Origin of the sequence: Leucobacter sp. gxy201 (genome assembly GCF_051043335.1) — a bacterium.
Taxonomy (GTDB): Bacteria; Actinomycetota; Actinomycetes; order Actinomycetales; family Microbacteriaceae; genus Leucobacter.
Genome location: NZ_JAMXWS010000001.1, coordinates 213005 through 236586, shown reverse-complemented (window position 1 = coordinate 236586; position 23582 = coordinate 213005). Strand labels below are relative to the sequence as shown.

The window sequence follows — 23582 nt, the reverse complement described above, 5'->3', positions numbered from 1 at the left end:
CCCTGCCGCTACTGCAGCGCCGAAGTGAGCCTCGCGAGCCCGTCGAGCAGCTGCCAGCGCAGCGGCTGCTGCTGCCACTCCTCCATGGTGAGCTCGCGCGAGTTCGCACGGTAGTAGTCGTTCACCCCGTCGAGGTCGTTCACGAAGCTCTCGCCGTGCACGACCATCGAGATCTCCATGTTGAGGCCGAACGAGCGCTGGTCCATGTTCGACGAGCCGACGACGGCGACGGAGTCGTCGATGGTGAAGTGCTTGGAGTGCAGGATGTAGGGCGGCCGGAACATCCAGATGCGCACCCCGGCGCGCAGCAGCTCCTCGTAGTACGAGCGCTGGGCATGGTAGACGACGGCCTGGTCGCCGATCTCGGAGACGAAGAGCTCGACCGCGACGCCGCGGGCCGTCGCGGCGCGCAGCGCGTTCATGATCGACCCGTCGGGCACGAAGTAGGGGCTGGTGATGCTGATGCGGTGCCGGGCCGCGTAGAGCAGCGCGACGAATACCTGGAGGTTGTTCTCGCCCGCGTATCCGGGGCCGCTCGGCACGATCTGGCAATCCAGCACGCCGGGTTTCGACGCGGCGAAGTCGCCCTCGGCGAGGTGGTCGAGATATTCGCCGGTCTCGAGGAACCAGTCGCCCTGGAAGACGGCTTCGAGTCCGAGCACGATCGGCCCCTCGACGCGCACCATGAGGTCGCGCCAGTGGAGGCCGCGGCGGATGTTCGACCGCTTGTTGTAGTTGGAGTCGATGAGGTTCTGCGAGCCCATGAAACCGACGCGGCCGTCGACGACGAGCAGCTTGCGGTGATTGCGCAGGTCGGGGCGCTGGTATTCGCCGCGCCAGGGGCGCACGGGCAGCATGTAGTCCCATTCGGCGCCGAGATCGGTGAGGCTCTTGCGCGTGCGTTTCGCCCCGGGGTTGCGCACGGCCGAGATGTGATCGAGCAGCACGCGCACCTTGACGCCGCGCGCGACGGCGGCCCGCATGGCGCGGAAGACGATGTCGGTGGTCGAGTCGTGCACGAGGATGTAGAACTCGACGTGCACGTACTGCTCGGCGCGGTCGATGGCGGCCGCCATCTGCGCGAACGACTCCTCGTACTCGATGCAGATGCGGGCGGTGTTGCCCATCAGCAGGGGCTGCGCGCCGAGCGAGCGGCCGAGGCGCACCGCGTTCTCGACGCCGGACGAGAGTTCTTCGACGTCGGCGACGAGGCTCTCCTCCTCGCGCGAGGCGAGGTCGGCGACGATCTGGTTGATGCCCTCCTGCTTGCGCTCGCGCTCCTTCGGCAGACGCTTCGAGCCGATGATGAGGAAGAGCAGCATGCCGGGCACGGGCACCAGGATGATGAGCATCAGCCAGGCCATGCCCGAGGTCGGGCGGCGGTTGCGCGGTACGACGAAGAGGGCGGTGATGCGGATCAGGTTGTCGACGACGAGGACCGTGATGGTCCAGGCATAGGCCCAGCTGAAACCGGTCCATTCGATGGTCATCGCACCTCCATTGCAGTATCGGACCGCACAGCGGTTCGCTCTACTGTATCGGGAGCACGACCCCGCGAGAATCGCCCGTGGCCTCTGCGAGGCCTGCAGCGCTCGCGGCGAGATCTACTCGCGCGGGGGCAGGCCCGCCTTCGCCCGCTCCTCGTTCTCGATCTGCTGCGATACGCGGCGTTCGGTGCGGTCGGCGCGCAGAATCCAGCGCAGCACGAAGAAGAAGAAGAGACCGATCAGCACGGTCGGCGTGAGCGACCAGACCGCGTTGAGCCACCAGTTATCCATAATGCCCGATTCTATCGCCCGTTCCCGCAGGGATCCTGGGCCTCCGCGGGACGGGCCCCGTCCCGCCCGGAGGCAGAGCCGAGTAGCGGGGTGCCGGGCCCGACCGGGACGCATCAAGGTTGGCGTGGCGTGCCGAAGGCACGACAGCGCCGGGATCCCTTGCCCTAGTCCCGGGCGGGCTCGGCACCCCGCCGCGCACCTTCTACTTGACGAGCGGGAAGAGGATCGTCTCGCGGATGCCCAGTCCCGTCAGCGCCATGAGGAGCCGGTCCATGCCCATGCCCATACCGCCGGTCGGGGGCATGCCGTGCTCGAGGGCGCGCAGGAACTCCTCGTCGATCGGCATCGCCTCGTCGTCGCCGCGGGCGCCTTCGGCGGCCTGCTGCACGAAGCGCTCGCGCTGCACGACGGGGTCGATGAGCTCGGAGTACCCCGTGGCGAGCTCGAAGCCGCGCACGTAGAGATCCCATTTCTCGACCACGCCGGGAATGCTGCGGTGGTGACGGGTGAGCGGGCTCGTCTCGACCGGGAAGTCCATGACGAAGGTCGGGCGGGTGAGGCCGCCCTTCACGAAGTGCTCCCACAATTCCTCGACGAGCTTGCCGTGGTTCGGCAGGTGCACCTCGACGCCTTCGGCGTCGGCGATGGCCTGGAGCTCGGCGACGCCGGTCTCCGGGGCGATCTCGCGGCCCGCCGCCTCCGAGAGGGTGCCGTACATCGAGATGCGGTCCCAGTCGCCGCCGAGGTCGAAGAGCGTGCCGTCGGCCCACTGCACGACGGCGGTGCCGGCGCGCTCGGTGCCGGCGTTGACGGCGATCGCGGCATGCTGGATGAGGTCCTGCGTCAGGTCGGCGATGCCGTGGTAGTCGGTGTAGGCCTGGTACGACTCGAGCATCGCGAATTCGGGGCTGTGGGTCGAGTCGGCGCCCTCGTTGCGGAAGTTGCGGTTGATCTCGAAGACGCGCTCGAGCCCGCCGACGGCGGCGCGCTTGAGGTAGAGCTCGGGTGCGATGCGCAGGAAGAGCTCGGTGTCGAAGGCGTTCGAGTGCGTCTCGAAGGGACGGGCCGAAGCGCCGCCGTGCATGGTCTGCAGCATCGGGGTCTCGACCTCGATGAAGCCGCGCTCGGCGAACGTCTGCCGCAGGCTCGCCATGGTGCGGGCGCGGGTGACCACGTTGATGCGGGCCTGCTCGCGCTGGATGAGGTCGAGATAGCGCTGGCGCACGCGCGTCTCCTCGTTCAGCTCGGCATACATGTTCGGCAGGGGCATCAGGGCCTTGGCCGCGATCGACCACTCGCTCACCATGATGGAGAGCTCGCCGCGGCGGCTCGAGATGACCTCGCCGCTCACGAAGAGGTGGTCGCCGAGGTCGGTGAGCTCCTTGTACGCGGCGAGCGACTCCTCGCCGACGCCGGCGAGGCTCACCATGGCCTGGATACGGGTGCCGTCGCCCGCCTGCAGCGAGGCGAAGCAGAGCTTGCCCGTGTTGCGCTGGAAGACGATGCGGCCGGCGACGCCGACGGTCTCGCCCGAGGCGGAGTCGGGGGTCTCTTCGAGGTGGCCCCACTGCGCGCGGACCTCGCCGATGGTGGCGGTGACGGGCACGGCGACCGGGTAGGCGCCCGCCGCGAGGTCACCGGCGGCGAGCTCGTTCAGCCGGGCGCGCTTGTCGAGCCGCACCTGCTTCTGCTCGAAGATCTCCGCCTGTTCGAGGCGCTCTGCTTCGTGGTCGGCAGTGTTCTCGGCGGGTGCGGCTGCAGGCTGCTCACTCATCGCGGCGGGTTCCTCCGTGTGTTTCGACGTACCGGGCAAGTCTACCCGGCCGTGCATCGCGAGATGCGCCGTGGAGTCGTACGCACCACTGCGCAAGCCCGGGTGGTGCATGCGGCTCCACGAAACGCTCAGAGCACCGACGCGCTGGGCGGATCCCCCGGAGTCTCGGCCCGGCGCAGCTGCTCGTCGACCGCGGCGCGCACGATGCCGCCGATCAGCCGGGCCGGGTCGTCGATGCCGAGCGGGACGAGGCCCGCGACGGCGCTCCGCACGACCGCGGCCGAGAACTCGGCGGCGGCTTCGACGGCTTCGGCGTACGCCGGGCGGTCGGCTTCTGCGACGACGACGGGTTCGGCGCCCATCTCGACGGCGAGCGCCTGGCCGATGGGCAGCACCGGGGCGGGGGCGGTGACGGCGACGGTGGCCTCGGCGAGCCGCGTCAGGTCGAGGCTCGTGCCGGTGAACACGAGCGCGGGGTGCAGCGCGAGCGGGATCACGCCCGCGGCGAGCGCGGGGGCGAACACGCCGTAGCCGTGGGCGGGCGAGGTATGGATGACGAGCTGGCCCGGCTGCCAGGCACCGGTCGCGGTGAGACCGGCGATGAGCTCGGGCAGCTGGTCGCCGGGCACCGCGAAGAGCACGAGCTCCGAGCGCCGCACGATGTCGGGCACCTCGAGCACGGGAACGTCGGGCAGCATGGCATCGGCTCGTTCGCGACTGGCTTCGCTGATCGCGCTGATGCCGGTGATGGCGTGGCCGGCTCCCGCGAGCGCGCGGCCGAGCACGGGGCCGACGCGGCCGGCTCCGATGATGCCGATGCCGAGGCGCGATGCCTCCGCCCCGATCATGCGCCCCGCCGCTGCCGGGCTCGAGCGACATCGGCGCCCTGCACGGCGAGCACCTCGGCGGCGAGCGCGTCGAAGGTCGCGCGGCCGGCGGCGAGGTCGAGGCCCCGCATCTCCATGCGCACCGGCCCGAGCACGGTGTGCGCCTGCACCGAGGCGAGCCCGAGCATGCGGTGCACGAGCGGACGGCGCAGCTGCACCGATTGGGCGCGCACGACGGGCATGATCGACAGGGATCGCGTCAGGGCGCCCCGCCGCACGCGGAGCGTCGAATGCGGTGCACCGCGGTCGACGAGCGCGATCCCTGCACGTCGTCTGCCCCAGAGCAGCACCCAGGCGGAGCGGCGGCCGGCCCCGAGGTAGTCGGCGCCGTCGCCCGCGAGCCCCGCGGAGATGCCGCCCGCGGCTCCCGGCAGCAGGGTCTCGATGACGCGCAGCACGTCGTCTTCGCGCCCCACGGGCAGCACCACGTTCTGCGACTGGTTCTGCCCGGCCTCGGCGGCGGAGTGGCCCGCGACGGTGATGCGCACGCGCCACCAGCCGAGCGGCCGCCACAGGAGCGGCTGCCGCGCCTCGACCGCGTGAATGCGGCCGAAGGGGATGGTCTCGGTCGCCGTGGCGGTGAGGCCCGCCCCGATGCGCACGGCTTCGCCGTCGCGCGACAGGGTGAAGCGGAAGCCCTTGTTGAACTGCGAGATCATCACGCCGACGAGCACGAGCACGAGCGGCACGGCGCTGAAGAGCACGGCCGCGCTCATCGCCGCGACGAAGTCGGGGCCGTCGAGCAGCAGCCCGATCGCTCCGCTCGCGGCGAAGACCACGACGAGCAGGATGCCGAGCACCGCGATGACGCCCTCCCACGCGAGCGCGATGCTGGCGGTGAGGCGGCCGACCGGCACGCGCACGAGGGTGCGCTCGGCGAGCGCGGCGGGGTCGACGTCTTCGTCGATGAAGTCGGTCACGCGCTCGTCGAGCCGCTGCACCGCGGAGGCACCCGCGGTCGCAGGGTCTTGCGGGACGCCCGCGGGCTGCGGCGCGGCGGCGCCTCCCCCAGCGCTGCGGATCGCCGGAGAGACGTCGCCGCGCATGATCGCGGCGCGCCTGATGATCTGCTCGCGCACGGTCTTCGCGTCGCGGTGCCCGAGGTAGGCAAGCGCGACCTTGCCTCCCTGACCGGCCGTGACCACCTCGATCTTGGTGAGCCCGAGCACGCGGGCGGGCAGCGAGCGCTGCAGGTTGACGCTCTGGATGCGTTCGAGCGGAGCGCGACGGTGGTTGCGGAAGACCACGCCGCTGCGCGCCTCGACCGCGTCGTCGGTCACGCGGTAGGTCGCGAAGCGCCACGAGAGCCAGGCGAGCAGCACGATGACGGCGAGCAGCGCGACGAGGCCGCCGATCACTGCGAGGAGCAGACCCCGGTCGACGAGGAATTCGATCAGTGCGAGGATATCGCCGCCGCGTTCGCCCGACCCGGCCCGGTCGCCGAGCACCCGGTCGGTGACGAAGAGCTCGACGAAGCGGTCGCGGAAATTCGCGACCACGATACCGATGACAACGACGAGCACGATGCCGCCGCGCAAGAGCGGAGACAGCGGGTGCAGGCGGCGCCAGCCGTCGGCATCGGCGGTGCCGGGGAGCAGCGCGCCGGTCTGCGCTCCCCCGTCGTGCGGCAGGTCTTCGGGCGTCACAGGCCCGACCTGCGCGATTCGGCGAGGTGCACGAGGCGATCGCGCAGCTCCTCCGCGTCCTCCAGTGCGAGACCGGGCAGCTGCACGCCCGTGGCCGCAGAGGCCGTGACGAACTTGAGCGTCGCGAGGCCGAGCGCGCGCAGCACGGGGCCTCGCGTCACGTCGACGAGCTGCAGTCGGCCGTAGGGCACCGCCACGACGCGCTCGAACATGATGCCTCGGCGGAAGAGGAGGTCGTCCTCTCTGAGGATGTAGCCGATGGCCCGCACCCGCCGGAAGGCGAGGAGCGCGCTGACCAGGCTGATCGCGGCGACCGCTGCCACCGCGATGAGCACGATGAGGGGCACCGCGCCCGGTGCCGGCACGGTCAGCAGGACGACGAGCCCGGCGACGACGATGAGCACCCACAGCAGATTGCCCGCGAGGTCAGCCCAGGCGTACTTCGGGGACACCCGCTGCCAGGGCCCCTCGGCATGCGGCACGGCCGGCCGATCGGTCTGCGTCTGTCGCTGCTCATCCACCGTTCAATCATATGAGGTTCGCATTTTCAGGAGGCGCCAAGAAAGCTCTGAGCTTTGCATCCATTGACAGCGCATAGGCCGCTATTCGTAGGCTGATCGGCCAGGCATCGCGAACGTCGACCGGTCCGGGCGCAATGCCATACTAGGCGCTTGGGGATTCGACCGGAAGACGATTGGATATCGCCATGCCGCTCACGGCCCGCAACCCGGGACTCGCACCCGTCCTCGTACCGGTACCGCCGCTGCCGGAGCCGCAGGCTCCGCCGCGAGCACGCAGCGCAGCGCGCTCCGGGCGCCCGCGGCACCTGCACGCCGTGGAAGCGGCGAGCCGCCCGGTCCCGCCACCCGGCACGGACGCCGAGATGCCGCCGCCGGCCGAGGCCGCAGTGCAGAGGCTCGCCCTGTTCGCGTTCGAGGCAGTCGAGGGCTCTCGCGCGATCGCGGGGCTCGGGCGCCTCATCTCGCCCGAGGTCATCGCCGAACTGCGTCTGCAGCGCCGAGCGCGCACCGAGCAGCGCAGCCTTCACGGCGATACGCGCCGCATCGTGCCGACGCCCGGGCCCGCGCACCTCAGCCGCACCGCCGACCGGGTCGTCGACGGCGTCGTGGTGCTCCGGGCGGTGCCGCGGTCGATCGCCGTGGCGTTCCGGTTCGAATGGACGGCGGAGCGCTGGCAGGCGACGCAGTTGACCGTGCTGTGACGGCGCCGCAGCCGCGCGCCGGGGTCACTCGGCGGCGGCCGAGCCCTCCGCCCGCAGCTTCGACACCTCGTACAGCGCGACGCTCGCCGCGATGCCCGCGTTCAGCGACTCGGTCGCAGCGGAGATCGGGATCGAGACGATCGCGTCGCAGGTCTCGGTGACGAGCCGCGAGAGGCCCTTGCCCTCGCTGCCGATCACGAGCACGAGCGGCCGATCCGCGAGCTCGAGGCCGGGCAGCTCGACATCGCCGCCGCCGTCGAGGCCGACGACGAAGACGCCCTGCTTCTTGAATTCCTTGATCGTCTGCGTCAGGTTCGACGCCATGGCGACTGGAATACGCGCCGCGGCGCCCGCGGAGGTCTTCCACGCCGCCGAGTTGAGGCCGGCGGAGCGGCGCTGCGGAATCACGACTCCCTGACCGCCGAACGCCGCGACCGAACGGATGATCGCGCCGAGATTGCGCGGATCGGTGACGCCGTCGAGCGCGACGATCAGCGGCGTACGGTCGCTGTCGATAATGCCGTCGAGCATCTCCATCGGGTGCGCGTACTCCATCGGAGGCACCTTCAGCACGACGCCCTGATGCACGGTGTCACGCTCCGTCATGCGATCCATTTCGGGGCGCATGACCTCGAGCACGGCGACGCCGCGATTCGTCGCGAGACGCAGGATCTCGCGTACGCGGTCGTCGACCTCGATGCGCGCGGCGACGTACAGCGCCGTCGCCGGGATCTTGGTGCGCAGCGCCTCGAGCACCGCGTTGCGGCCGGTGACGAGCTCGCTGTCGTCGCTCTTCTTCGCGGGGCGCGAGGAGCGCGAGCCGTCGCCGCGCCCGCGCGGATCGAGGCCGTGGCGGGTGCGCGCCGCCTCGTGGCGCTCGCGCGCCTTCTTCGCTTTGTAGGCCGCGTGGTACTCGCGGTCCTCAGCCTTCGGAGTCGGCCCGCGGCCCTCGAGCGCCTGGCGGCCCTGGCCGCCCGACCCGACGGCCTTGCCGAGACCCTTCTTGCGCACGGCTCCGGTGCGGCTCTTCTTATTGGTCATGTCAGGCTCCAGCGGGTTCCGTTCGGGGTGTCTTCGAGTGCGATGCCCGCGGCGTGCAGGCGGTCGCGGATCGCGTCGCTCGTGGCGAAGTCCTTGTTCGCGCGGGCGTCGCGGCGATCCGCGATGAGCGCCTGCACCAGCGAGTCGAGCGCCGTGCTGCCGGCGGCGTCGGTCGCGGCGCCCTGCTGCCAGGCGCCGTCGTTCGGGTTGAGTCCGAGCACATCGAGCATCGCGATGACCCGGCCCGCGCAATCGGTTACGGCAGCCGCGTCGCCGGCATCGAGGGCGGTGTTGCCGGCGCGCACGGTGTCGTGCAGCACGGCGAGGGCCTGCGGGATGCCGAAATCGTCGAGCATCGCTGCGACGAACGCTTCCGGAAGCTTTCGGGATGCGTCGTCCGCCGCTGCGGTGTGCTCCGCCGCCCGCGCGAGGAAGCCCTCGAGGCGTTCGAAAGCGCTCGCGGCTTCGGCGAGCGAGTTCTCCGAGAACTCGAGCACCGAGCGGTAGTGGGCCGAACCCAGGAAGTAGCGGAGCACGATGGGGCGGGCGGCGGCGAGCAGATCGGCTGCGAACAGCGAGTTGCCGAGCGACTTCGACATCTTCTGGCCGCCGGTGTTCACGAGGCCGTTGTGGATCCAGTGCCGGGCGAAGACGTGACCCGCCGCGCTCGACTGGGCGAGCTCGTTCTCGTGGTGCGGGAAGCGCAGGTCGAGCCCGCCGCCGTGGATGTCGAACTCCTCGCCGAGGTAGCGGGTGGCCATGGCCGAGCACTCGATGTGCCAGCCCGGGCGCCCCCGGCCCCACGGCGACGGCCACGATGCAGAGAACGGCTCGTGATCGCGGTGCGCCTTCCACAGCGCGAAGTCGCGCGGGTCGCGCTTGCCGACCGGCTCCGAATCCGCCGCGTCCTCCATCTGGTCGCGGCTCTGGTGCGTGAGTGCGCCGTAGTCGGGCCAGGAGGCCGTGTCGAAGTACACGCTCGCCGACCCGTCGGCCGCCTGGTAGGCGTGGCCGCGCTCGATGAGCCGTTCGATGAGCGCGATCATCTCGGCGATGTTCGCCGTGGCTCGCGGCTCGTACGTAGGCGGCAGCACGCCGATGGCGGTGTACGCCCCGGCGAACAGCTGCTCGACGCGGTAGGCGAGGGCCCACCACTCCTCGGTCGATCCCTCGCCCTGCGCGATGCGGGCGTTATCGAGGATCTTGTCGTCGATATCGGTGACGTTGCGGATCAGCGAGACGTCGAGCCCCTGGGCCGCGAACCAGCGGCGCATCTGGTCGTAGACGAGGGCGCTGCGCAGATGGCCGATGTGCGGGGCCGACTGCACGGTCGGGCCGCACACGTACATGCCGATGCGACCCGCCTCGCGCGGCTGCAGGTCGACGACCTCTCGCAGTCGCGAATCGTAGATGCGTTGTTTCACGCTACAACCCTACCGTTGCAGCGGTCGGGTGGGCGGTCAGTCGATCGAACCGCGGAGGAAGTACTTCATCTGCTTCGCGACGCTGACCGCGTGATCGCCGAAGCGCTCGTGGTAGCGGCTCGCGAGCGTCGCATCGACGGCACCGGTCGGGTTGTCGATCACCTTGTCGCTCAGCACCTTCTCGAACACCTTCGCATGCAGCTCGTCGAGGCTGTCGTCGAGGTCGCGCACCTCGTCGATCACGTGCTCCTCCTGTGTGCGCAGCAGCTCGACGATCTTCTGCGCCATCTCGACGTCGAGCGCGCCCATGCGCACGAAGGTCTTCTTCAACCCCTTCGGGATGGCGCTCTCGGGGTACCGGTAGCGCGCCAGCTGGGCGATGTGCTGGGCCAGGTCGGCCATGCGTTCGAGCGAGCCGCTCATGCGCAGCGCGCCGACCATCAGACGCAGGTCGGATGCGACGGGCTGCTGCAGCGCGAGGATGTCGATCGTCTGCCGGTCGAGCTCGTCCGTGAGGCGCTCGATCTCGTCGCCCGAGTCGATCACGGTTTCGGCCAGCGCCGCATCCGAGTTGCTGAACGCCGCGGTGGCGTTCTCGATCGACTGCTCGACGAGCTCGGCGATCTCGACGAGTCGGTTCTGCACGTCGCGCAGCTCCTGCTGAAAGACCTCACGCATGTCTTCTGTTGTCTCCTCGGTTGAAGGGTCGCGCTACCGGTCGGCACGCGCACTCGACAAGTCTGACTCGAACAGGTGAATCCCAGCGCACCGGATGGTGAACAGCAGTTGAACTCGCGGCCTTCGCCTCATCGGCACGGCCTACGATAGCAAGCATGACACCGACCGGGCTCGTACTGACCTCCGTCGCGCTCGGCATCCTCATCGGGTCAGCCGCGGCCATCGCCATCATCGGCGCGCGAAGCGCCGGGCGACGCCGGGCGGCGGCGATGCGCCCCGAACTACCGCCCATCGCGACCACGTTGCTCGATGAGATCGAGACTTTCGCGGTCATCCTCGATGCCTCCCTCACCCCGGTCTACGCGAACCCGACGGCGCGCTACGAGCGCTTCATCAGCGGCGAAGAGCTCTCGGACCCGGACTTCCTGCGCCGCGCCCGCCGCGTCATGATGACGGGCGTGCCCGACACGCGCGAACCCGACCCCGCGGTCCCCGGCGATGCGATCCGCGTGCACATCGTCCGCATCCAGGCCCGCTTCCTCGTCGTACTCGCGGAGGATCTGGGCGAAGAGCAGCGCCTGAATTCGATGCGGCGCGACTTCATCGCGAACTTCAGCCATGAGCTGAAGACCCCGATCGCCGCGATCGGCCTGCTGGCCGAGGCGGTGCAGGAGGCGGCTGAGGAGCCCGAGACGGTGCGCCGGTTCGCGAAGACGCTCGTGAAGGAGTCGCGCCGGCTCGGCGAGCTCTCGCGCGGCATCATCCAGCTCTCGGAGGCGCAGTCGTCGCTGAGGCCCGAGGATCGCCAGTCGGTGTCGCTGCCCGATCTCGTGCGCCGAGAGGTCGAGGCGCACCGCGTCTACGCTTCGCAGAACGGGGTCGAGCTCGTCGTGACCGGCGACAACGGCCTGGACGCCGTCATCGAGGGGCGCGAATCGTCGCTCGGCGCAGCGGTTTCGAACCTCTTGAGCAACGCCATCCGCCACTCCCCGACCGGCGGGAGGGTCGGCGTCGGCATGGAGGTCAAGCAGACGAAGTTCGTCGTGACCATCACCGATCAGGGCGAAGGGATCGCCCCCGAGCACATCGGCCGCATCTTCGAACGCTTCTACCGCGTCGACGGCGCGCGCACGCGCGGCGACGGCGGCACGGGCCTCGGCCTCAGCATCGCCCGTCATTCGATGCGCGCCCACGGCGGCGACATCGACGTGTGGTCGCAGCCGGGCATCGGCTCGAGCTTCAGCCTCACCTTCCCGCGGCACGACACCGTCGAGAAGACCCGCAGCAAGAAGCGGATGAAGAAGGTGCGCGAGTTCCTGAGCTCGACGCCCGCGGCCTCGCCGGCACCCGGCGAGGCCGCACCGACCTCGCGCGCCTCGGCCTCGAGCGCATCCACCGAATCGAAGGGAGCGCAGTAGTGGCGCACCACATCCTGCTCGTCGAAGACGAGGAATCGATCTCGCAGCCCCTCGCCTTCCTGCTCGAACGCGAAGGCTACCGGGTAACGGTCTCGGGCGACGGGAGCTCCGCGCTCGACGCGTTCGCCTCGGCCACCCCCGACCTGGTCCTGCTCGATCTCATGCTCCCGGGCATCCCCGGCACCGAGGTGTGCCGCGCGATCCGCCTCACCTCGCAGATTCCGATCATCATGCTCAGCGCGAAGGACAGCGAGATCGATATCGTCGTCGGCCTCGAGCTCGGCGCCGACGACTACGTCACGAAGCCCTACGCCGCCCGCGAGCTGCTCGCGCGCATCCGCGCCGCCCTGCGCCGCACCGGCCACGACGAGAGCGCCCGCATCGCTCACGAGTCGCCGGTGCTCGACGAGCTCGGCATCGTGCTCGACCCCGAGCGCCACTCGGTCAGCGTGCGCGGTGAGGAGATCGCCATGCCGCTGCGCGAGTTCGAGCTGCTCGAGATGCTCATGCGCCATTCGGGGCGGGTACTCACGCGCGGCCAGCTCATCGACCGCGTCTGGGGCAGCAACTACTACGGCGACACCAAGACGCTCGACGTGCACATCAAGCGCATCCGCGCCCGCATCGAGACCGAGCCGGCGAAACCTCGCCTCATCTCGACCGTGCGCGGTGTCGGCTACCGCTTCGGCTAGCCGCTCGCTGCCCGCCTGCGCGGCCGCCGGCCGCTAGCATCGAGCACATGAACGGCGCACCGCAGGACTGGGAGGCGCAGGCCGCGGCCGATCCTCGCTCGCACCCGCAGCTGCTTTCGGACATCGCGGCGCGCAGGCCCGACCTGCGCGCCGCCGTCTCGGCGGATCCGAATGCGTTCCCCGAGCTGCTCGGCTGGATCGCGGTCGTGGGAGCCGGCGCCCCCGCCCCCGCCCCGCCCGCGCAGGCCTCCCCCGCCCCGGCACTGCGCGCGCGGCGCAGCGGTGCGGGGTGGTGGTTCGCCGGGTGCGGCTGCTTCGGGCTCCTCGCGCTCGTCGTAGGCGGGGCGCTGCTCGCGGGCGGAGCGCTGCTGGCCTCCGGCGACGGGTCCGACGCGCCGCAGCGGGGCACCGCTTCCGATGCCCCGGACTCGCAGATCATCGCAGAGCAGATGGCGCTCGCGGTCGCGGAGCGTCAGCGGTTCGCCGAGCTCGCCGCTCCGCTCGCCGGCAACCCGGTCGCCCCGCTCGTGACCGAGCGCGCGAGGTCGGAGCGTCTCGATCGCCGTATCTCGGAGGGCGCGGCGAACCGGTACGACGCCGAGCGCCTCGCGCAGGAGGCGCTGCAGCTGAGGGAAGCGCTCGAAACGCGCGTCGCGGACGCCGCGGCACGGCGCGGGAACGCGTCGGGCACGGTCAGCGAGGCGCTCGTGGACGAGGCGGGGGACGGCTTCATCGATATCGCATGGGATGCGGCGACCGCCTGCAGCGCGTCGGAGGACGCGGAGAGCACGACCGCGGGATGCACATCGGTCGATCCGCTCGGCGTGCACATTCTGCCCGAGGGCGAGCTCTTCGGCGACTGGGGCGTGCGCATCACCACGCTCCACGAGCTCGCGCACCTGTACCAGAACGCCGACCTCGAGGAGCGGATCGACCAGGAGCGGAGCGCCGCCATGGTGCTCAAGGAGCAGGGCCTCTTCGAGGGCAGCGGCGAGAAGATGTCCGACTGCTACGCGCTCACCTACACGGGCGGGTGGACGCTGGAGAACGAGCAGGGTTCGAGCGGGTACGGCTACGTCTGCGATGAGTCCGAGCGCCAGGCGATCCGTGAGTGGGCGGCGCTCATCGGCGCACCGATGCCCGCGACCTGATCGCCGGCCGCCCCCGCGCCCGTACGGCGGAGGCCCCCGGAACGACTCGCGTCGGTTCCGGGGGCCTCCGCCGTACGAACGGGAACTACTGGGCCGTGGTCGTGTCCTCGGCCTCGAGCGCCTCGGAGGTGTCCGTCGCGCCTTCGGCCGCGGCCTTCTCGGTGGCGCTATTGGCAGTCCGATCGTCGGCGTCCTGGCCGAAGCCGGCCGGCAGCACATAGTCGCGGTACTCGGCGAGCTCGCCGTCGAGCACGGGCACCTGGTGCGCGACCTCGCTGGCGCCGGAGACCTGGAAGCTCGCGGGGGCGGTGGCGCCCGGGGCGAGGCCCTTGACGGTCACGAGCACCGGAGCCTCTTCGCCCTCGGGATTGCCGAACTCGGCGATGCCCTCGGGAATGGTGAATTCAGCGGTCGCGTGCTGCGAGTTCTCGCCCTCGAAGTTGATGGTGAGGTCGACAGGGGCGCCCGAGTTGTTGACGCTCGAGAAGACGACATTGAAGTTCTCGCCGTTCTCGTCCTCGATCAGCAGCACGTTGCGCAGCTCGATCTCGCCCACGTTGACGTCGACGCCGTCGCTCGGGGCGTAGCTCACGAGAGTCGCCTGGGGCGCCATCATGGCACAGCCCGATGCACCGAGCAGAAGGCCCGCTGCAAGAGCGATGGAAGAGGCGATCCGATTCTTCAAGTGGTCCTCCGAGCGTCGGTATCTACACGCAGTGCGCCATACGGATAATGACGCGCAGTTCGGATCAATCATAGCGGCGCAGCGGGGCCGCCCGCCAATTCCGGCGGCGGCTATGGTATCCTAGTGGCTGGAAAACATAAAGGAGCGACTCGATGCAATTTGAGGTCGGAGAGACTGTTGTCTACCCCCACCACGGACCGTCCAAGATCATCGAGATCAAGAAGCGCAAGATCGGCGGCGAGGAAGTCACATTCCTCCGCCTGCACGCGAGCCAGCCGACTCCGGTCGACATCGAGATCCCCGCAGACAGCGTCGAGCTCGTCGGCATCCGCGATGTGATCGATCCCGAGGGTCTCGAGCGCGTCTTCGACGTGCTGCGTGCACCGTTCACCGAAGAGCCCAGCAACTGGTCGCGCCGGTTCAAGCTGAACAATGAGAAGCTCTCTTCGGGCGACATCATCAAGATCTCCGAGGTCGTTCGCGACCTGTGGCGCCGCAGCCAGGGCACCCGCTCGCTGTCGGCCGGCGAGAAGGGCCTCTTCGCGAAGGCCCGTCAGATCCTCGTCTCCGAGCTCGCGCTCGCCGAGAAGACCGATGAGGAGCAGGCGTCGAAGATCCTCGACGAGGTCCTCGCCTCCGAGGCGACGGTCTGAACGAATTCTGAGGGGCCCGTGGCGATCGCGGGCCATTGAACAGGGCGGGCATCCTCCGGGATGCCCGCCCTGTTCGCATTCCGATCCCGCCTGTGCTCCTCCGCGAGTACGCTGGGCCCATGGTCAACTCACCGCTCGAGAACGAACTCCACCCGACCGGCGCGCGGCCGCACGCCCGGGGCGCCCTGGGCGTCGTGATCGTCGCGGCGGGCCGGGGCGAACGGCTCGGCCTCGACGTCCCGAAGTCCTTCGTGCAGCTGCACGGGCGCCGCCTCCTCGAGTTCGGCGTCGCGACCGTGACCTCGCTGCCGCACGCCGGCCACCTGGTGATCGTCGTGCCCGAGGGCCGGGCCGCCGAGACGCTCGCCCTCGTCGATCAGGTGCTGCCTCCGACCTCGGCGTGGGAGGCGACGGTCGCCGTCGGCGGCCGCGAACGTCACGAATCCGTCAGGTTCGGTCTCGACGCGCTCCCCGACTCCGTCGAAACGGTCCTCGTGCACGACGCCGCGCGCCCGTTCGCGAGCGCCGAGCTCTTCGAACGGGTGCTGGCCGAGGTGCTGCGCACGGGCGACGCCGTCATCCCGGCGATCCCTGTCGTGGACACCCTGAAGCGCATCGACGGCGACGGCGTGGTGCACGAGACCGTCGACCGGGCACCGCTCGCGGCCGTGCAGACGCCGCAGGGCTTCGTGCGCGAGCAACTGGCGGCGGCGCACGCGACCGCTCAGCTGCAGGGCGGGGCCGGGCTGCTGCCCACCGACGACGCCGACCTCGTGCAGCGCGCGGGCGGCACCGTGCGTACGGTCGCAGGCGAGCAGCGGGCGCACAAGCTCACGACGCGGGCCGACCTCGCCGTACTCGAGGCGCTCTACGCGCAGGGCGTCGCGGAAGCGCTGGAGCTGCGGTGATCAGGGTCGGCACCGGGGTCGACGTGCACGCCTTCGACCCGGCGGCCCCGCTGCGCCTCGCCGGCCTCGACTGGCCCGGCGAGACCGGCCTCTCGGGGCACAGCGACGGCGACGTCGTCTGCCACGCGATCGTCGATGCGCTGCTGTCGGCCGCGGGCCTCGGCGATATCGGGTCGCTCGTCGGCGTCGACGCACCCGAGACCGCGGACGCCGACAGCACGGGCTTTCTGCTCCGCGCTGCCGAGGAGCTCGCGGCCGCGGGCTGGCTGCCGGTGAACGTGTCGGTGCAGATCATCGGCAACCGCCCGAAGTTCGCGCCGCGGCGCGCCGAGGCGCAGGAGACGATGTCGCTGCTGCTCGGCGCGCCGGTGTCGCTCGCCGCGACGACGAGCGACGGCCTCGGCCTGACCGGCCGCGGAGAGGGCATCGCCGCGATCGCCACCGCCCTGATCGAACGGGTCTGATCGAGCGGAGCTGAGCCGCTCCCCCGCGGCTCAGTCTGCTGCGAGCGCCACCACCGGCGAGACGCGGATCGCGCGACGGGCCGGGGCCGCGGCCGCCAGCATCGCGAGCAGCACGCCGAACACCACGACGCCCGCGATGACGATCCACGGCATCGTCGGCAGTGCGAGGCCCACCTGCGAGCCGAGCATCGACTGCGCCGCGACCCACCCGTAGAAGGTGCCGAGCACGAGCCCCGCGCCGAGGGCGGCCAGCGTCATCTGCGCGCTCTCGGTGAGCACCATGCGCCGCACCTGGGATCCCGTGAAGCCGAGGGTGCGCAGCAGGCCGAGCTCCCGGGTGCGCTGCAGCACGCTGAGCGAGAGGGTGTTCACGAGGCCGACGGCGGCGATGACCGCCGAGAAGCCGACGAGCCCGGTGAACACGCCGGTCGTGATGGCGAGCGTGCTGTCGAGGCTCGCGGCCAGCTCAGGGTCGTTCGCGAACGCTTCGAGAGTCATCGAGCGGTAGCTCTCGAGCGCGACGGCGAACATGACGACCAGGGTGACGCCGATGACGAGGCCGATCGTGGATCGGGCGCTGCGTTCGGGGAAGCGCACGGTGTTCGCCGCCGCGATGCGGCCGGTGATGCTGCGGCCGGTCAGGCGGCCGGCGAGGCGCAGCAGGGGCGGCATGACGAAGTGCGCGCCGACGGCGATGCCGGTGAACGAGAAGAGACCGCCGAAGAACGAGACGAGCAGCGCGAGCGGCGTGACGAAGCTGAGCAGCAGGCCGAACGCGATCAGCGCCGCACCGCCGATGAGCAGCATGAGGGCGAATACGGTGCGGCCGGTGCGCTTGCGGGAGGCCTCGGGGGTCAGTTCGACGGCCGCCCCCGTCGCCGCGATGGGCGAGATGCCGGCGACGCGTCGGGTGCCGGCCCACGCGGCGAGCCAGGTGGTCGCTGCGACGACCGCGGCGGCGGCGAGCGCGAGCGGGTCGAGCAGCGGGTAGTCGCGCCCTTCGGGCAGCCAGCCGAGCGACGGGCCGATCCCGACGGTGACGGCGCAGAGCGCGATGGCGAGCAGCAGCCCGAGGATCGCGCCGACCGCGCCCATGAAGAGACCCTCGCCGGCGGTCTTCGCGCGCACCCGCGCGGAGGTCGATCCGATGAGCCGCAAGAGCGCGATGGTGCGCGTGCGCCCGGCGATCACCGTGGCGAAGGTGTTGGCGGTGACGATCGCGCCGACGTAGAGCGCGATGACGATGAAGATGAACGACACGATGAGCAGCATCACGCGGAAGGTGCCGGCCTCTGCGACGAGCTCCGGGTCGAGCGCGGCGGTGAGAATGCCGGTGAAGATGATGAGCGTCGCGGCGAACAGGGCGCTCAGGGCCGAGACGGTGACGGTCGCGAGGTGCTCGCGGATGACGGAGGTCATGCCGCGACCCCCTCGAGATGCAGCATGGTCTCGGAGATCTGCTCGGCCGACATGGCTCCGTGGTCGGCGACGATGCGGCCGTCGGCGAGGAAGAGGATGCGGTCGGCGTGGCTCGCTGCGATGGGGTCGTGGGTCACCATGGCGATGCTCTGCCCCTCGGAGTCGGCGGCCGCGCGCAGGAGGCGCAGCACATCGCGCCCGGTGCGCGAGTCGAGGGCGCCGGTCGGCTCGTCGGCGAAGATCACCTCGGGACGCGTGGCGAGGGCGCGCGCGATGGCGACGCGCTGCTGCTGGCCGCCCGAGAGCTCGTGGGGCCGATGGCCGGTGCGACCGTCGAGGCCGAGCCGACCGATCAGGGAGCCGATGCGCGCGCGCTCTTCGGAGTTCGGGGCGCGCCCGTCGAGTTCGAACGGGAGGCGGATGTTGCCGAGCACGTCGAGCGTCGGCACGAGGTTGAACGCCTGGAACACGAAGCCGATGCGGCGCCGGCGCAGACGGGTGAGGTCGGCGTCGCCGAGGCCCGTGATCTCGTCGTCGCCGAGCCACACGCGGCCGCTCGTCGGTGTGTCGAGGCCCGCCATCATGTGCATGAGGGTCGACTTGCCCGACCCCGACGGCCCCATGATCGCGGTGAAGCTGCCTCGCCTGATACCCATCGACACGTCGTCGAGGGCAGTCACGCGCTGCGCGGTCCCTCCGTACTGCTTGCCCAGGTTCGCGACGCGCGCGACCAGTCCCATTTCGCTCGGTTTCGTTTCCATGCTTCGAAACTATGCGGCGGGAGCGGGGCGGGGGATCGACCGGGAGTACCGATCGGGTCGTACCCCGGTACCGGTGTCCGGGCCGGTGCCGGCGCCGGTTCCGGCAAGACGGCTCAGCGGATGCAGAGCAGCAGCGCGGCGACTGCGATGAACAGCGCACCGAAGATCGAGCCGAGCACCTGCTGCCCGCGCATCGTTCCGGCGAAGCGGCCGAAGGGTTTCGCGGCGGCAGCGAAGAAGAACCACATCACGCAGGTGTCGACGAGCACCGTCGTCGCCGCGATGATGAGGTACTGCGGCAGTTGCGGCTGGTCGAGGCGCACGAGCTGAGGAATGAATGCGAGGAAGAACACGATCGCCTTCGGGTTCAGCAGGTTCACCCAGATGCCCCGCATCACGAGGTCGCGACGGCGATCGCCGAAGCGCGAGGCCGGGCCCGCCGCCCCTTCCTCCTTCGCCCGAGGCCGCGAGAACAGCATGCGCAGGCCCAGGTAGGCGAGATAGGCGGCACCGGCGTAGCGGATGAGCGCGAAGAGCACGGGCGAACTCGCCACCAGCACCCCGAGACCGGCGGCCGCGATGACGATGTGCACGATGAGCGCGATCTGCTGGCCGATGATGCCCCAGAGCGATCGGCGCCAACCCCGCGTCAGCGAGATCGACATCGTATTGATGGCGCCCGCGCCGGGCGTGAAACTGATGACGACGGTGGCGGCGAGCAGCGACAGCCAGGCGGAGAACGGCACCCGAGCAGTCTACGGACGCGGGGCGTCCCCGGCGGCATCCGCCTCCGGTTCGGCAACGGCCCCCGGGTCGAAGATCGCCTCGATCGTCGTGCCGAAGACGGCCGCCAGTTTGAAGGCGAGCGGCAGCGACGGGTCGTACTTGCCGCTCTCAATGGCGATGATGGTCTGCCGGGAGACCCCGAGGCGCGCCCCGAGCTCCGCCTGCGACCACCGGCGCTCGGCGCGTCGGGCCCTGATGTCGTTGCGCATGATCCTTACCAGCTCAGCCGCTCAGCGGTACCGCGCGTTCGCGACGAGCGACCCGACCAACCAGCCCGCCATCATGACGGCGAACGCGATCATCCAGTTCAGATGCGGGCCGCCGAACGATTCGAGCAGACCGATGACGAGCAGCGTCGGCACTCCGACCGCGAAGGCGATGATGAACGATTCCGCGAGCTTGCGCTGTGCGAACTCGTCCGATTCCCGATAGTACGCGACGACCGCCCAGGCCATCACCGCGACGCTCGGCAGGGTGAGCAGCATCGGCTGCCAGGTGCCGATACCGGCGCCGCGCATGACGAGCGCTGCGGCGAGCGTGAGGGCGTACAGCACCATTCCCGCGGCGAAGCGCGCGTTGTAACGGGCCGATGGCGACATCGTGCGGCGAGGATCTCTGCGCATCGTCATCACGCCAGTGCGAGCATCAGCGTCGGTAGGCCGAGGAACAGCAGGTCGAGTCCCCAGTGCGCGAGCACGAGCGGCGCGATACGCTTCATCCAGACCATGAGCCCGCCGAGGATGAGGCCGGCGAAGAGGGTGGTGAGCACCTTCGCAGCGACATCGGCCGGCGAGGTCAGGGCGAAGCCGATGTGCTGGATGCCGAAGACGACGGCCACGATGATCAGCGCGAGCGCGGTTCCGATGCGGCCCGCGAGGCGCGGCTGGGCGTAGCCCCGGTAGACCGCTTCTTCAGCGAGGGCGATGCTGAGCGGTGCGACGATGACGGCGACGAGCCCGACCCAGAGCGGCACGCTCGGCGTAGCGCCCGTCGGCATGGGCGGGGCGCCGTGGTAGACGATGAGGTTCGCGACGAAGTTCGAGACGAGGAAACCGACGGTCAGGATGACGAGCATGAGCGCGCCCCAGGCCAGGTCGACCCAGCGCCAGGGGCGGAAGAGGTCGCGCAGACCGCGACCCTCGGCGCGCATCGCGAGCGCGACGGCGGCGAGCGCGGCGACATCGACGATGACGACGAGGGCGTTGGCGTAGATCAGGGAGGTACGTGCTGCGATCAGGATCAGCCCGAGCGCGAGGATGAGCACGGGGCGGATGGCGAGCACGCCGATGAGGCGGAGCGCCGGGGTCGGTACGGTGCCGGGCAGACCGGCGGGATGCTGGGTGCTGGTCGTCGTGGTCATGATCTGAATGTACAGCGACCTTGACATGGAAGTCAAGCACCCTTGACAGACTCGCGGCCGACACCCGCCCGCGCGCATCGCGCCACCCGACGCGCCTCCCGGCGGGAATAGATGCACATGCATACAGGTTGGAGCCATCATGAAAGCATTCGGATTCCTCTCATTCGGCCACTACGGCCCCGTTCCGGGGTCGCGCGTGCGCACTGCGGGCGACATGCTCAAGCAGACCATCGAGCTCGCGGAGGGAGCCGATGAGATCGGTGTGAACGGCGCCTTCGTGCGCGTGCACCACTTCGCTCGGCAGGCGGCATCGCCGATCCCTCTGCTCACCGCGATCGCCGCGCGCACGAAGCGCATCGAGGTCGGCACAGGCGTGATCGACATGCGCTACGAGAACCCGCTGTATCTGGCCGAGGAGCTCGCGGCGCTCGATCTCATCTCGGACCAGCGCATCGCGATCGGCATCAGCCGGGGGTCCCCGGAGACCGCCGTGCGCGGCTACGAGGCGTTCGGCTACACCGGCTCCGACGACCCGCGCGGCGCCGACATCGCCCGCGACAAGTTCGAACTGTTCCTGCAGGCGATCGACGGCGACGGACTCGTCGAGGCCGACCCGCAGATGGCGCCACCGGGCCGCCTCGCGATCGAGCCGCGCTCCCCCGGGCTGCGCGACCGCATCTGGTGGGGCGCCGGCTCGCGCACCTCGGCCGTCGACGTCGGGCGCATGGGGCTCAACATGATGAGCTCGACGCTGCTCACCGAGGCGACGGGCGAACCGTTCCATGTGCTGCAGCGGCAGCAGATCGAGCAGTTCCGCGAGGCGTACCGCGAGGCCGGCCACACCGGCGCGCCCCGCGTCTCGGTGAGCCGCAGCGTCTTCCCGCTCGTGAACGAGCAGGACGAGATGTACTTCGGCATCCGCGGGCGCGATGGGCAGGATCAGGTCGGCATCATCGACGGGCTGCGCTCGACGTTCGGCAAGACCTACGCCGATTCGCCCGACCGCCTTATCGAGCAGCTGCGCGCCGACGAGGCCGTGATGGCTGCCGACACGCTCATGCTGACCATCCCGAACCAGCTCGGTCCGGAGTACAATCTCCATGTGCTCGACTCGTTCGCGAAGCACGTCGCCCCCGCGCTCGGATGGCAGCCGAACACCGAGGGGCCGGTGCAGGGCGACGCGGTCTAGGGACAGCGTCTTATAGTCTTGACAGCCTATGAGCGCGACGCCGCAAACTCCCAGCATCCGCCACTATCAGGCTGACGATGCTATGACCACACTGAGGATTTTCACGACGGCGATCACAAGAATCGCTGCGGCTGACTACTCGCCAGAGCAAGTCCAGGCCTGGGCCCAACCGGGCCGGCGCGATGTTGCGAGGTGGAACCTCGCCATGCGCAAGCGGAATAGTTTTGTCGCCACTGCGAACGGTGAGGTCGTTGGGTTTTCCGATGTCGATGAGCGTGGATACATCGACATGATGTTTGTGGACCCCCAACACCAGAGACAAGGAGTCGCGCACGCGCTTCTCATGGAGGCGGAAAAGCAATCAAGAGAACTCCACGCGACGAGCCTTACCGCCGATGTCAGCATTACTGCTCGACCGTTCTTCGAGAGACATAGATTCTCTATCGAGCGCCGACAGGAGCCGGTCAAACTGGGAGTAAAGCTTGTCAACTATCGAATGCGCAAGTTGCTGGACGAAGAGCACATTTAGGTCCGAACCAGCTCGGTCCGGAGTACAACCTCCATGTGCTCGAGTCCTTTGCTACCCATGTGGCTCCTGCTCTGGGGTGGAAGCCCAGCACGGAGGGCCCTGTGCAGGGAGACGCAATCAGCGCCTGACTCATCGTGGCCAGCAATGTGCGTCAGACCTGTGCCCGTCATGAGCCGAGCTAGGGTTGTGGAGTGATCGCAGAAATCCGCGGCGAAGGGCCGCCGCTCATCGTCATCCACGGTTTCGGCGTAGACCACCGAATCATGCTCCCGTTGGAGGACATGCTCGGAGAACAGAACTGGCAACGGGTATACCTGGACCTGCCCTGGGCTGCGGCCGCCGAAGACACCGGAGTTGCATCGCCTCAGGAGCTCGCAGATTCTGTGCTCGAGGAAGTGAGTCAGATCCTTGGGGGCAGAAGTTTCGCGGTGATCGGCAATTCCTTTGGCGCCATGGTCGCTCGCCATGTTGCCCATACCCTCTCCGAACAGTGTGTCGGCCTAGCAACGCTTGCGGGTGCTTTCCAGATGGATCGAACTCAGCGCGTCCTCCCTCAGCACCAGGCGACTCAGTACGACGAAAAAGTCCTCGAACTGGCCGGAGAAGCACGCGAAGAATTCGCTGAAATGGCGGTGATTCACACAGCAGCGAACCTCGAAGCGTTCGAAAGATTCGTACTACCGGGCATACGCGAATCCAAACAAGAGGTACTGGATCGGATCGGTGAAAGATACAGCACCGCGTACACTCCCGAGATTGCCGCGGCGGGGACTTTCATGGCACCCTCCCTGCATGTATTTGGACGCCAGGATCAGGTAGTTGGGTTTGAGGACGGAACCTCCTTCCGCAACCACCATGTTCGGGGAACATTCACGGTTCTCGATGCAGCAGGCCACAATTTGCACCTTGAACAGCCGGAGATCGTTTCGGCACTGATCCGTGAGTGGCTCCATCGCGTGTCCGTTTTCTACGCATAGAAACACGCTCGCATTCGTTGCACCGCGTACCCCAACCAGCTCGGTTCGGAGTACAACCTCCATGTGCTCGAGTCGTTCGCGAAGCACGTCGCACCCGAGCTCGGGTGGCAGCAGAGTTCGGGTGCGGCCGGTGCCGCTTC

Annotated in this window: 26 protein-coding genes and 1 pseudogene; 11 read left to right on the top strand and 16 right to left on the bottom strand. The window is 69.5% G+C overall.

Features of this window, described 5'->3' with window-relative positions; translation table 11 throughout:
* Positions 1–8: 8 nt before the first annotated feature.
* The 6 genes from cls to NHL51_RS01025 form a co-directional block, all read right to left on the bottom strand.
* Positions 9–1490, bottom strand: coding sequence for a cardiolipin synthase (gene cls, locus NHL51_RS01050; RefSeq protein ID WP_434141117.1), 1482 nt, complete (start codon positions 1488–1490; stop codon positions 9–11).
* 114 nt (positions 1491–1604) lie between these two features.
* Positions 1605–1778: a hypothetical protein gene (locus tag NHL51_RS01045; RefSeq protein WP_434141115.1), complete on the bottom strand. Its 174-nt coding sequence runs from the start codon at positions 1776–1778 to the stop codon at positions 1605–1607.
* Between the two features lie 202 nt (positions 1779–1980).
* A complete protein-coding gene (gene lysS, locus NHL51_RS01040) occupies positions 1981–3552 on the bottom strand; it encodes a lysine--tRNA ligase (RefSeq protein WP_434141114.1) in 1572 nt (523 codons plus the stop codon).
* A 128-nt stretch (positions 3553–3680) separates the two neighbouring features.
* A complete protein-coding gene (locus tag NHL51_RS01035; protein WP_434141113.1) occupies positions 3681–4400 on the bottom strand; it encodes a Rossmann-like and DUF2520 domain-containing protein in 720 nt (239 codons plus the stop codon).
* Positions 4397–6085 (bottom strand): PH domain-containing protein, encoded by a 1689-nt coding sequence (locus tag NHL51_RS01030; RefSeq protein ID WP_434141111.1) that lies wholly within the window; start codon positions 6083–6085, stop codon positions 4397–4399. Before NHL51_RS01030 ends, NHL51_RS01035 begins: the two co-directional genes overlap by 4 nt.
* Positions 6082–6606: a PH domain-containing protein gene (locus NHL51_RS01025; RefSeq protein WP_434141110.1), complete on the bottom strand. Its 525-nt coding sequence runs from the start codon at positions 6604–6606 to the stop codon at positions 6082–6084. The genes NHL51_RS01030 and NHL51_RS01025 overlap by 4 nt, the downstream gene beginning before the upstream one ends.
* 185 nt (positions 6607–6791) lie before the next feature.
* Here NHL51_RS01025 and NHL51_RS01020 point away from each other — a divergent pair, with 185 nt between their 5' ends.
* The gene (locus tag NHL51_RS01020; protein ID WP_434141109.1) at positions 6792–7307 is read left to right on the top strand and encodes an Rv3235 family protein; all 516 of its coding nucleotides are present in this window, start codon (positions 6792–6794) and stop codon (positions 7305–7307) included.
* 24 nt (positions 7308–7331) lie between these two features.
* On the opposite strand, the gene rlmB is transcribed toward NHL51_RS01020, so the two are convergent.
* From rlmB to phoU, 3 genes are read right to left on the bottom strand one after another with little or no spacing between them, the layout of a single operon-like run.
* Positions 7332–8348 carry a 23S rRNA (guanosine(2251)-2'-O)-methyltransferase RlmB gene (gene rlmB, locus NHL51_RS01015; RefSeq protein ID WP_434141108.1) on the bottom strand — a complete coding sequence of 339 codons (1017 nt, stop codon included), beginning with the start codon at positions 8346–8348 and terminating at the stop codon, positions 7332–7334.
* Positions 8345–9772, bottom strand: coding sequence for a cysteine--tRNA ligase (cysS, locus tag NHL51_RS01010; protein WP_434141107.1), 1428 nt, complete (start codon positions 9770–9772; stop codon positions 8345–8347). Before cysS ends, rlmB begins: the two co-directional genes overlap by 4 nt.
* Positions 9773–9808: 36 nt before the next feature.
* Complete coding sequence (gene phoU, locus NHL51_RS01005; protein ID WP_434141105.1) at positions 9809–10450, bottom strand: phosphate signaling complex protein PhoU; 642 nt, start codon at positions 10448–10450, stop codon at positions 9809–9811.
* A 155-nt stretch (positions 10451–10605) separates the two neighbouring features.
* On the opposite strand from phoU, the gene NHL51_RS01000 reads away from it, so the two are divergent.
* Genes NHL51_RS01000 through NHL51_RS00990 form a run of 3 tightly spaced genes read left to right on the top strand, consistent with a single transcriptional unit; the run spans position 10606 to position 13711 of the window.
* Entirely contained in the window at positions 10606–11868 is a 1263-nt protein-coding gene (locus NHL51_RS01000) for a sensor histidine kinase (protein WP_434141104.1), read from the top strand.
* The gene (locus NHL51_RS00995) at positions 11868–12560 is read left to right on the top strand and encodes a winged helix-turn-helix domain-containing protein (RefSeq protein ID WP_434141103.1); all 693 of its coding nucleotides are present in this window, start codon (positions 11868–11870) and stop codon (positions 12558–12560) included. The genes NHL51_RS01000 and NHL51_RS00995 overlap by 1 nt, the downstream gene beginning before the upstream one ends.
* Positions 12561–12607: 47 nt before the next feature.
* Positions 12608–13711: a hypothetical protein gene (locus NHL51_RS00990; RefSeq protein WP_434141102.1), complete on the top strand. Its 1104-nt coding sequence runs from the start codon at positions 12608–12610 to the stop codon at positions 13709–13711.
* Between the two features lie 85 nt (positions 13712–13796).
* On the opposite strand, the gene NHL51_RS00985 is transcribed toward NHL51_RS00990, so the two are convergent.
* A complete protein-coding gene (locus NHL51_RS00985) occupies positions 13797–14303 on the bottom strand; it encodes a DNA modification methylase (protein WP_434141101.1) in 507 nt (168 codons plus the stop codon).
* Positions 14304–14548: 245 nt separating this feature from the next.
* Between NHL51_RS00985 and NHL51_RS00980 the strand changes: the two genes are divergently transcribed.
* The 3 genes from NHL51_RS00980 (at position 14549) to ispF (ending at position 16421) form a co-directional block, all read left to right on the top strand.
* Positions 14549–15049 carry a CarD family transcriptional regulator gene (locus tag NHL51_RS00980; protein ID WP_434141100.1) on the top strand — a complete coding sequence of 167 codons (501 nt, stop codon included), beginning with the start codon at positions 14549–14551 and terminating at the stop codon, positions 15047–15049.
* Between the two features lie 119 nt (positions 15050–15168).
* Complete coding sequence (ispD, locus tag NHL51_RS00975) at positions 15169–15957, top strand: 2-C-methyl-D-erythritol 4-phosphate cytidylyltransferase (RefSeq protein WP_434141099.1); 789 nt, start codon at positions 15169–15171, stop codon at positions 15955–15957.
* Positions 15954–16421, top strand: coding sequence for a 2-C-methyl-D-erythritol 2,4-cyclodiphosphate synthase (gene ispF, locus NHL51_RS00970; protein WP_434141098.1), 468 nt, complete (start codon positions 15954–15956; stop codon positions 16419–16421). Before ispD ends, ispF begins: the two co-directional genes overlap by 4 nt.
* 30 nt (positions 16422–16451) lie before the next feature.
* On the opposite strand, the gene NHL51_RS00965 is transcribed toward ispF, so the two are convergent.
* The 6 genes from NHL51_RS00965 to NHL51_RS00940 all read right to left on the bottom strand — a co-directional run bounded on the left by NHL51_RS00965 (position 16452) and on the right by NHL51_RS00940 (position 20747).
* Positions 16452–17840, bottom strand: a complete 1389-nt coding sequence (locus NHL51_RS00965; RefSeq protein ID WP_434141097.1) for an FtsX-like permease family protein — start codon at positions 17838–17840, stop codon at positions 16452–16454.
* The gene (locus tag NHL51_RS00960; RefSeq protein WP_434141096.1) at positions 17837–18601 is read right to left on the bottom strand and encodes an ABC transporter ATP-binding protein; all 765 of its coding nucleotides are present in this window, start codon (positions 18599–18601) and stop codon (positions 17837–17839) included. The genes NHL51_RS00965 and NHL51_RS00960 overlap by 4 nt, the downstream gene beginning before the upstream one ends.
* Before the next feature lie 113 nt (positions 18602–18714).
* Positions 18715–19347 (bottom strand): LysE family transporter, encoded by a 633-nt coding sequence (locus NHL51_RS00955; RefSeq protein WP_434141095.1) that lies wholly within the window; start codon positions 19345–19347, stop codon positions 18715–18717.
* Between the two features lie 9 nt (positions 19348–19356).
* Positions 19357–19596, bottom strand: a complete 240-nt coding sequence (locus NHL51_RS00950; RefSeq protein ID WP_434141094.1) for a helix-turn-helix transcriptional regulator — start codon at positions 19594–19596, stop codon at positions 19357–19359.
* Between the two features lie 21 nt (positions 19597–19617).
* Complete coding sequence (locus NHL51_RS00945) at positions 19618–19986, bottom strand: hypothetical protein (RefSeq protein WP_434141093.1); 369 nt, start codon at positions 19984–19986, stop codon at positions 19618–19620.
* A gap of 29 nt (positions 19987–20015) precedes the next feature.
* On the bottom strand, positions 20016–20747 hold the full coding sequence (locus NHL51_RS00940; RefSeq protein ID WP_434141092.1) for a CPBP family intramembrane glutamic endopeptidase: 732 nt from the start codon (positions 20745–20747) through the stop codon (positions 20016–20018).
* 139 nt (positions 20748–20886) lie between these two features.
* Between NHL51_RS00940 and NHL51_RS00935 the strand changes: the two genes are divergently transcribed.
* The 4 genes and pseudogenes from NHL51_RS00935 (at position 20887) to NHL51_RS00920 (ending at position 23442) form a co-directional block, all read left to right on the top strand.
* Entirely contained in the window at positions 20887–21936 is a 1050-nt protein-coding gene (locus NHL51_RS00935; RefSeq protein WP_434141091.1) for an LLM class flavin-dependent oxidoreductase, read from the top strand.
* A 28-nt stretch (positions 21937–21964) separates the two neighbouring features.
* Positions 21965–22465, top strand: a complete 501-nt coding sequence (locus tag NHL51_RS00930) for a GNAT family N-acetyltransferase (RefSeq protein WP_434141089.1) — start codon at positions 21965–21967, stop codon at positions 22463–22465.
* A gap of 2 nt (positions 22466–22467) precedes the next feature.
* A pseudogene (locus NHL51_RS00925) lies at positions 22468–22593 on the top strand (LLM class flavin-dependent oxidoreductase); the annotation flags it as partial.
* 63 nt (positions 22594–22656) lie between these two features.
* Positions 22657–23442 (top strand): alpha/beta fold hydrolase, encoded by a 786-nt coding sequence (locus NHL51_RS00920; protein WP_434141088.1) that lies wholly within the window; start codon positions 22657–22659, stop codon positions 23440–23442.
* The last annotated feature ends 140 nt before the right edge of the window (positions 23443–23582 follow it).

Excerpts from the sequence above, each read along its gene's own strand:
- cls (WP_434141117.1), bottom strand. The coding sequence starts at position 1,490 with ATGACCATCGAATGGACCGGTTTCAGCTGGGCCTATGCCTGGACCATC.
- NHL51_RS01045 (WP_434141115.1), bottom strand. The coding sequence starts at position 1,778 with ATGGATAACTGGTGGCTCAACGCGGTCTGGTCGCTCACGCCGACCGTG.
- lysS (WP_434141114.1), bottom strand. The coding sequence starts at position 3,552 with ATGAGTGAGCAGCCTGCAGCCGCACCCGCCGAGAACACTGCCGACCAC.
- NHL51_RS01035 (WP_434141113.1), bottom strand. The coding sequence starts at position 4,400 with ATGATCGGGGCGGAGGCATCGCGCCTCGGCATCGGCATCATCGGAGCC.
- NHL51_RS01020 (WP_434141109.1), top strand. The coding sequence starts at position 6,792 with ATGCCGCTCACGGCCCGCAACCCGGGACTCGCACCCGTCCTCGTACCG.
- rlmB (WP_434141108.1), bottom strand. The coding sequence starts at position 8,348 with ATGACCAATAAGAAGAGCCGCACCGGAGCCGTGCGCAAGAAGGGTCTC.
- phoU (WP_434141105.1), bottom strand. The coding sequence starts at position 10,450 with ATGCGTGAGGTCTTTCAGCAGGAGCTGCGCGACGTGCAGAACCGACTC.
- NHL51_RS01000 (WP_434141104.1), top strand. The coding sequence starts at position 10,606 with ATGACACCGACCGGGCTCGTACTGACCTCCGTCGCGCTCGGCATCCTC.
- NHL51_RS00990 (WP_434141102.1), top strand. The coding sequence starts at position 12,608 with ATGAACGGCGCACCGCAGGACTGGGAGGCGCAGGCCGCGGCCGATCCT.
- NHL51_RS00980 (WP_434141100.1), top strand. The coding sequence starts at position 14,549 with ATGCAATTTGAGGTCGGAGAGACTGTTGTCTACCCCCACCACGGACCG.
- ispD (WP_434141099.1), top strand. The coding sequence starts at position 15,169 with ATGGTCAACTCACCGCTCGAGAACGAACTCCACCCGACCGGCGCGCGG.
- NHL51_RS00965 (WP_434141097.1), bottom strand. The coding sequence starts at position 17,840 with ATGACCTCCGTCATCCGCGAGCACCTCGCGACCGTCACCGTCTCGGCC.
- NHL51_RS00960 (WP_434141096.1), bottom strand. The coding sequence starts at position 18,601 with ATGGAAACGAAACCGAGCGAAATGGGACTGGTCGCGCGCGTCGCGAAC.
- NHL51_RS00950 (WP_434141094.1), bottom strand. The coding sequence starts at position 19,596 with ATGCGCAACGACATCAGGGCCCGACGCGCCGAGCGCCGGTGGTCGCAG.
- NHL51_RS00945 (WP_434141093.1), bottom strand. The coding sequence starts at position 19,986 with ATGTCGCCATCGGCCCGTTACAACGCGCGCTTCGCCGCGGGAATGGTG.
- NHL51_RS00940 (WP_434141092.1), bottom strand. The coding sequence starts at position 20,747 with ATGACCACGACGACCAGCACCCAGCATCCCGCCGGTCTGCCCGGCACC.
- NHL51_RS00935 (WP_434141091.1), top strand. The coding sequence starts at position 20,887 with ATGAAAGCATTCGGATTCCTCTCATTCGGCCACTACGGCCCCGTTCCG.
- NHL51_RS00930 (WP_434141089.1), top strand. The coding sequence starts at position 21,965 with ATGAGCGCGACGCCGCAAACTCCCAGCATCCGCCACTATCAGGCTGAC.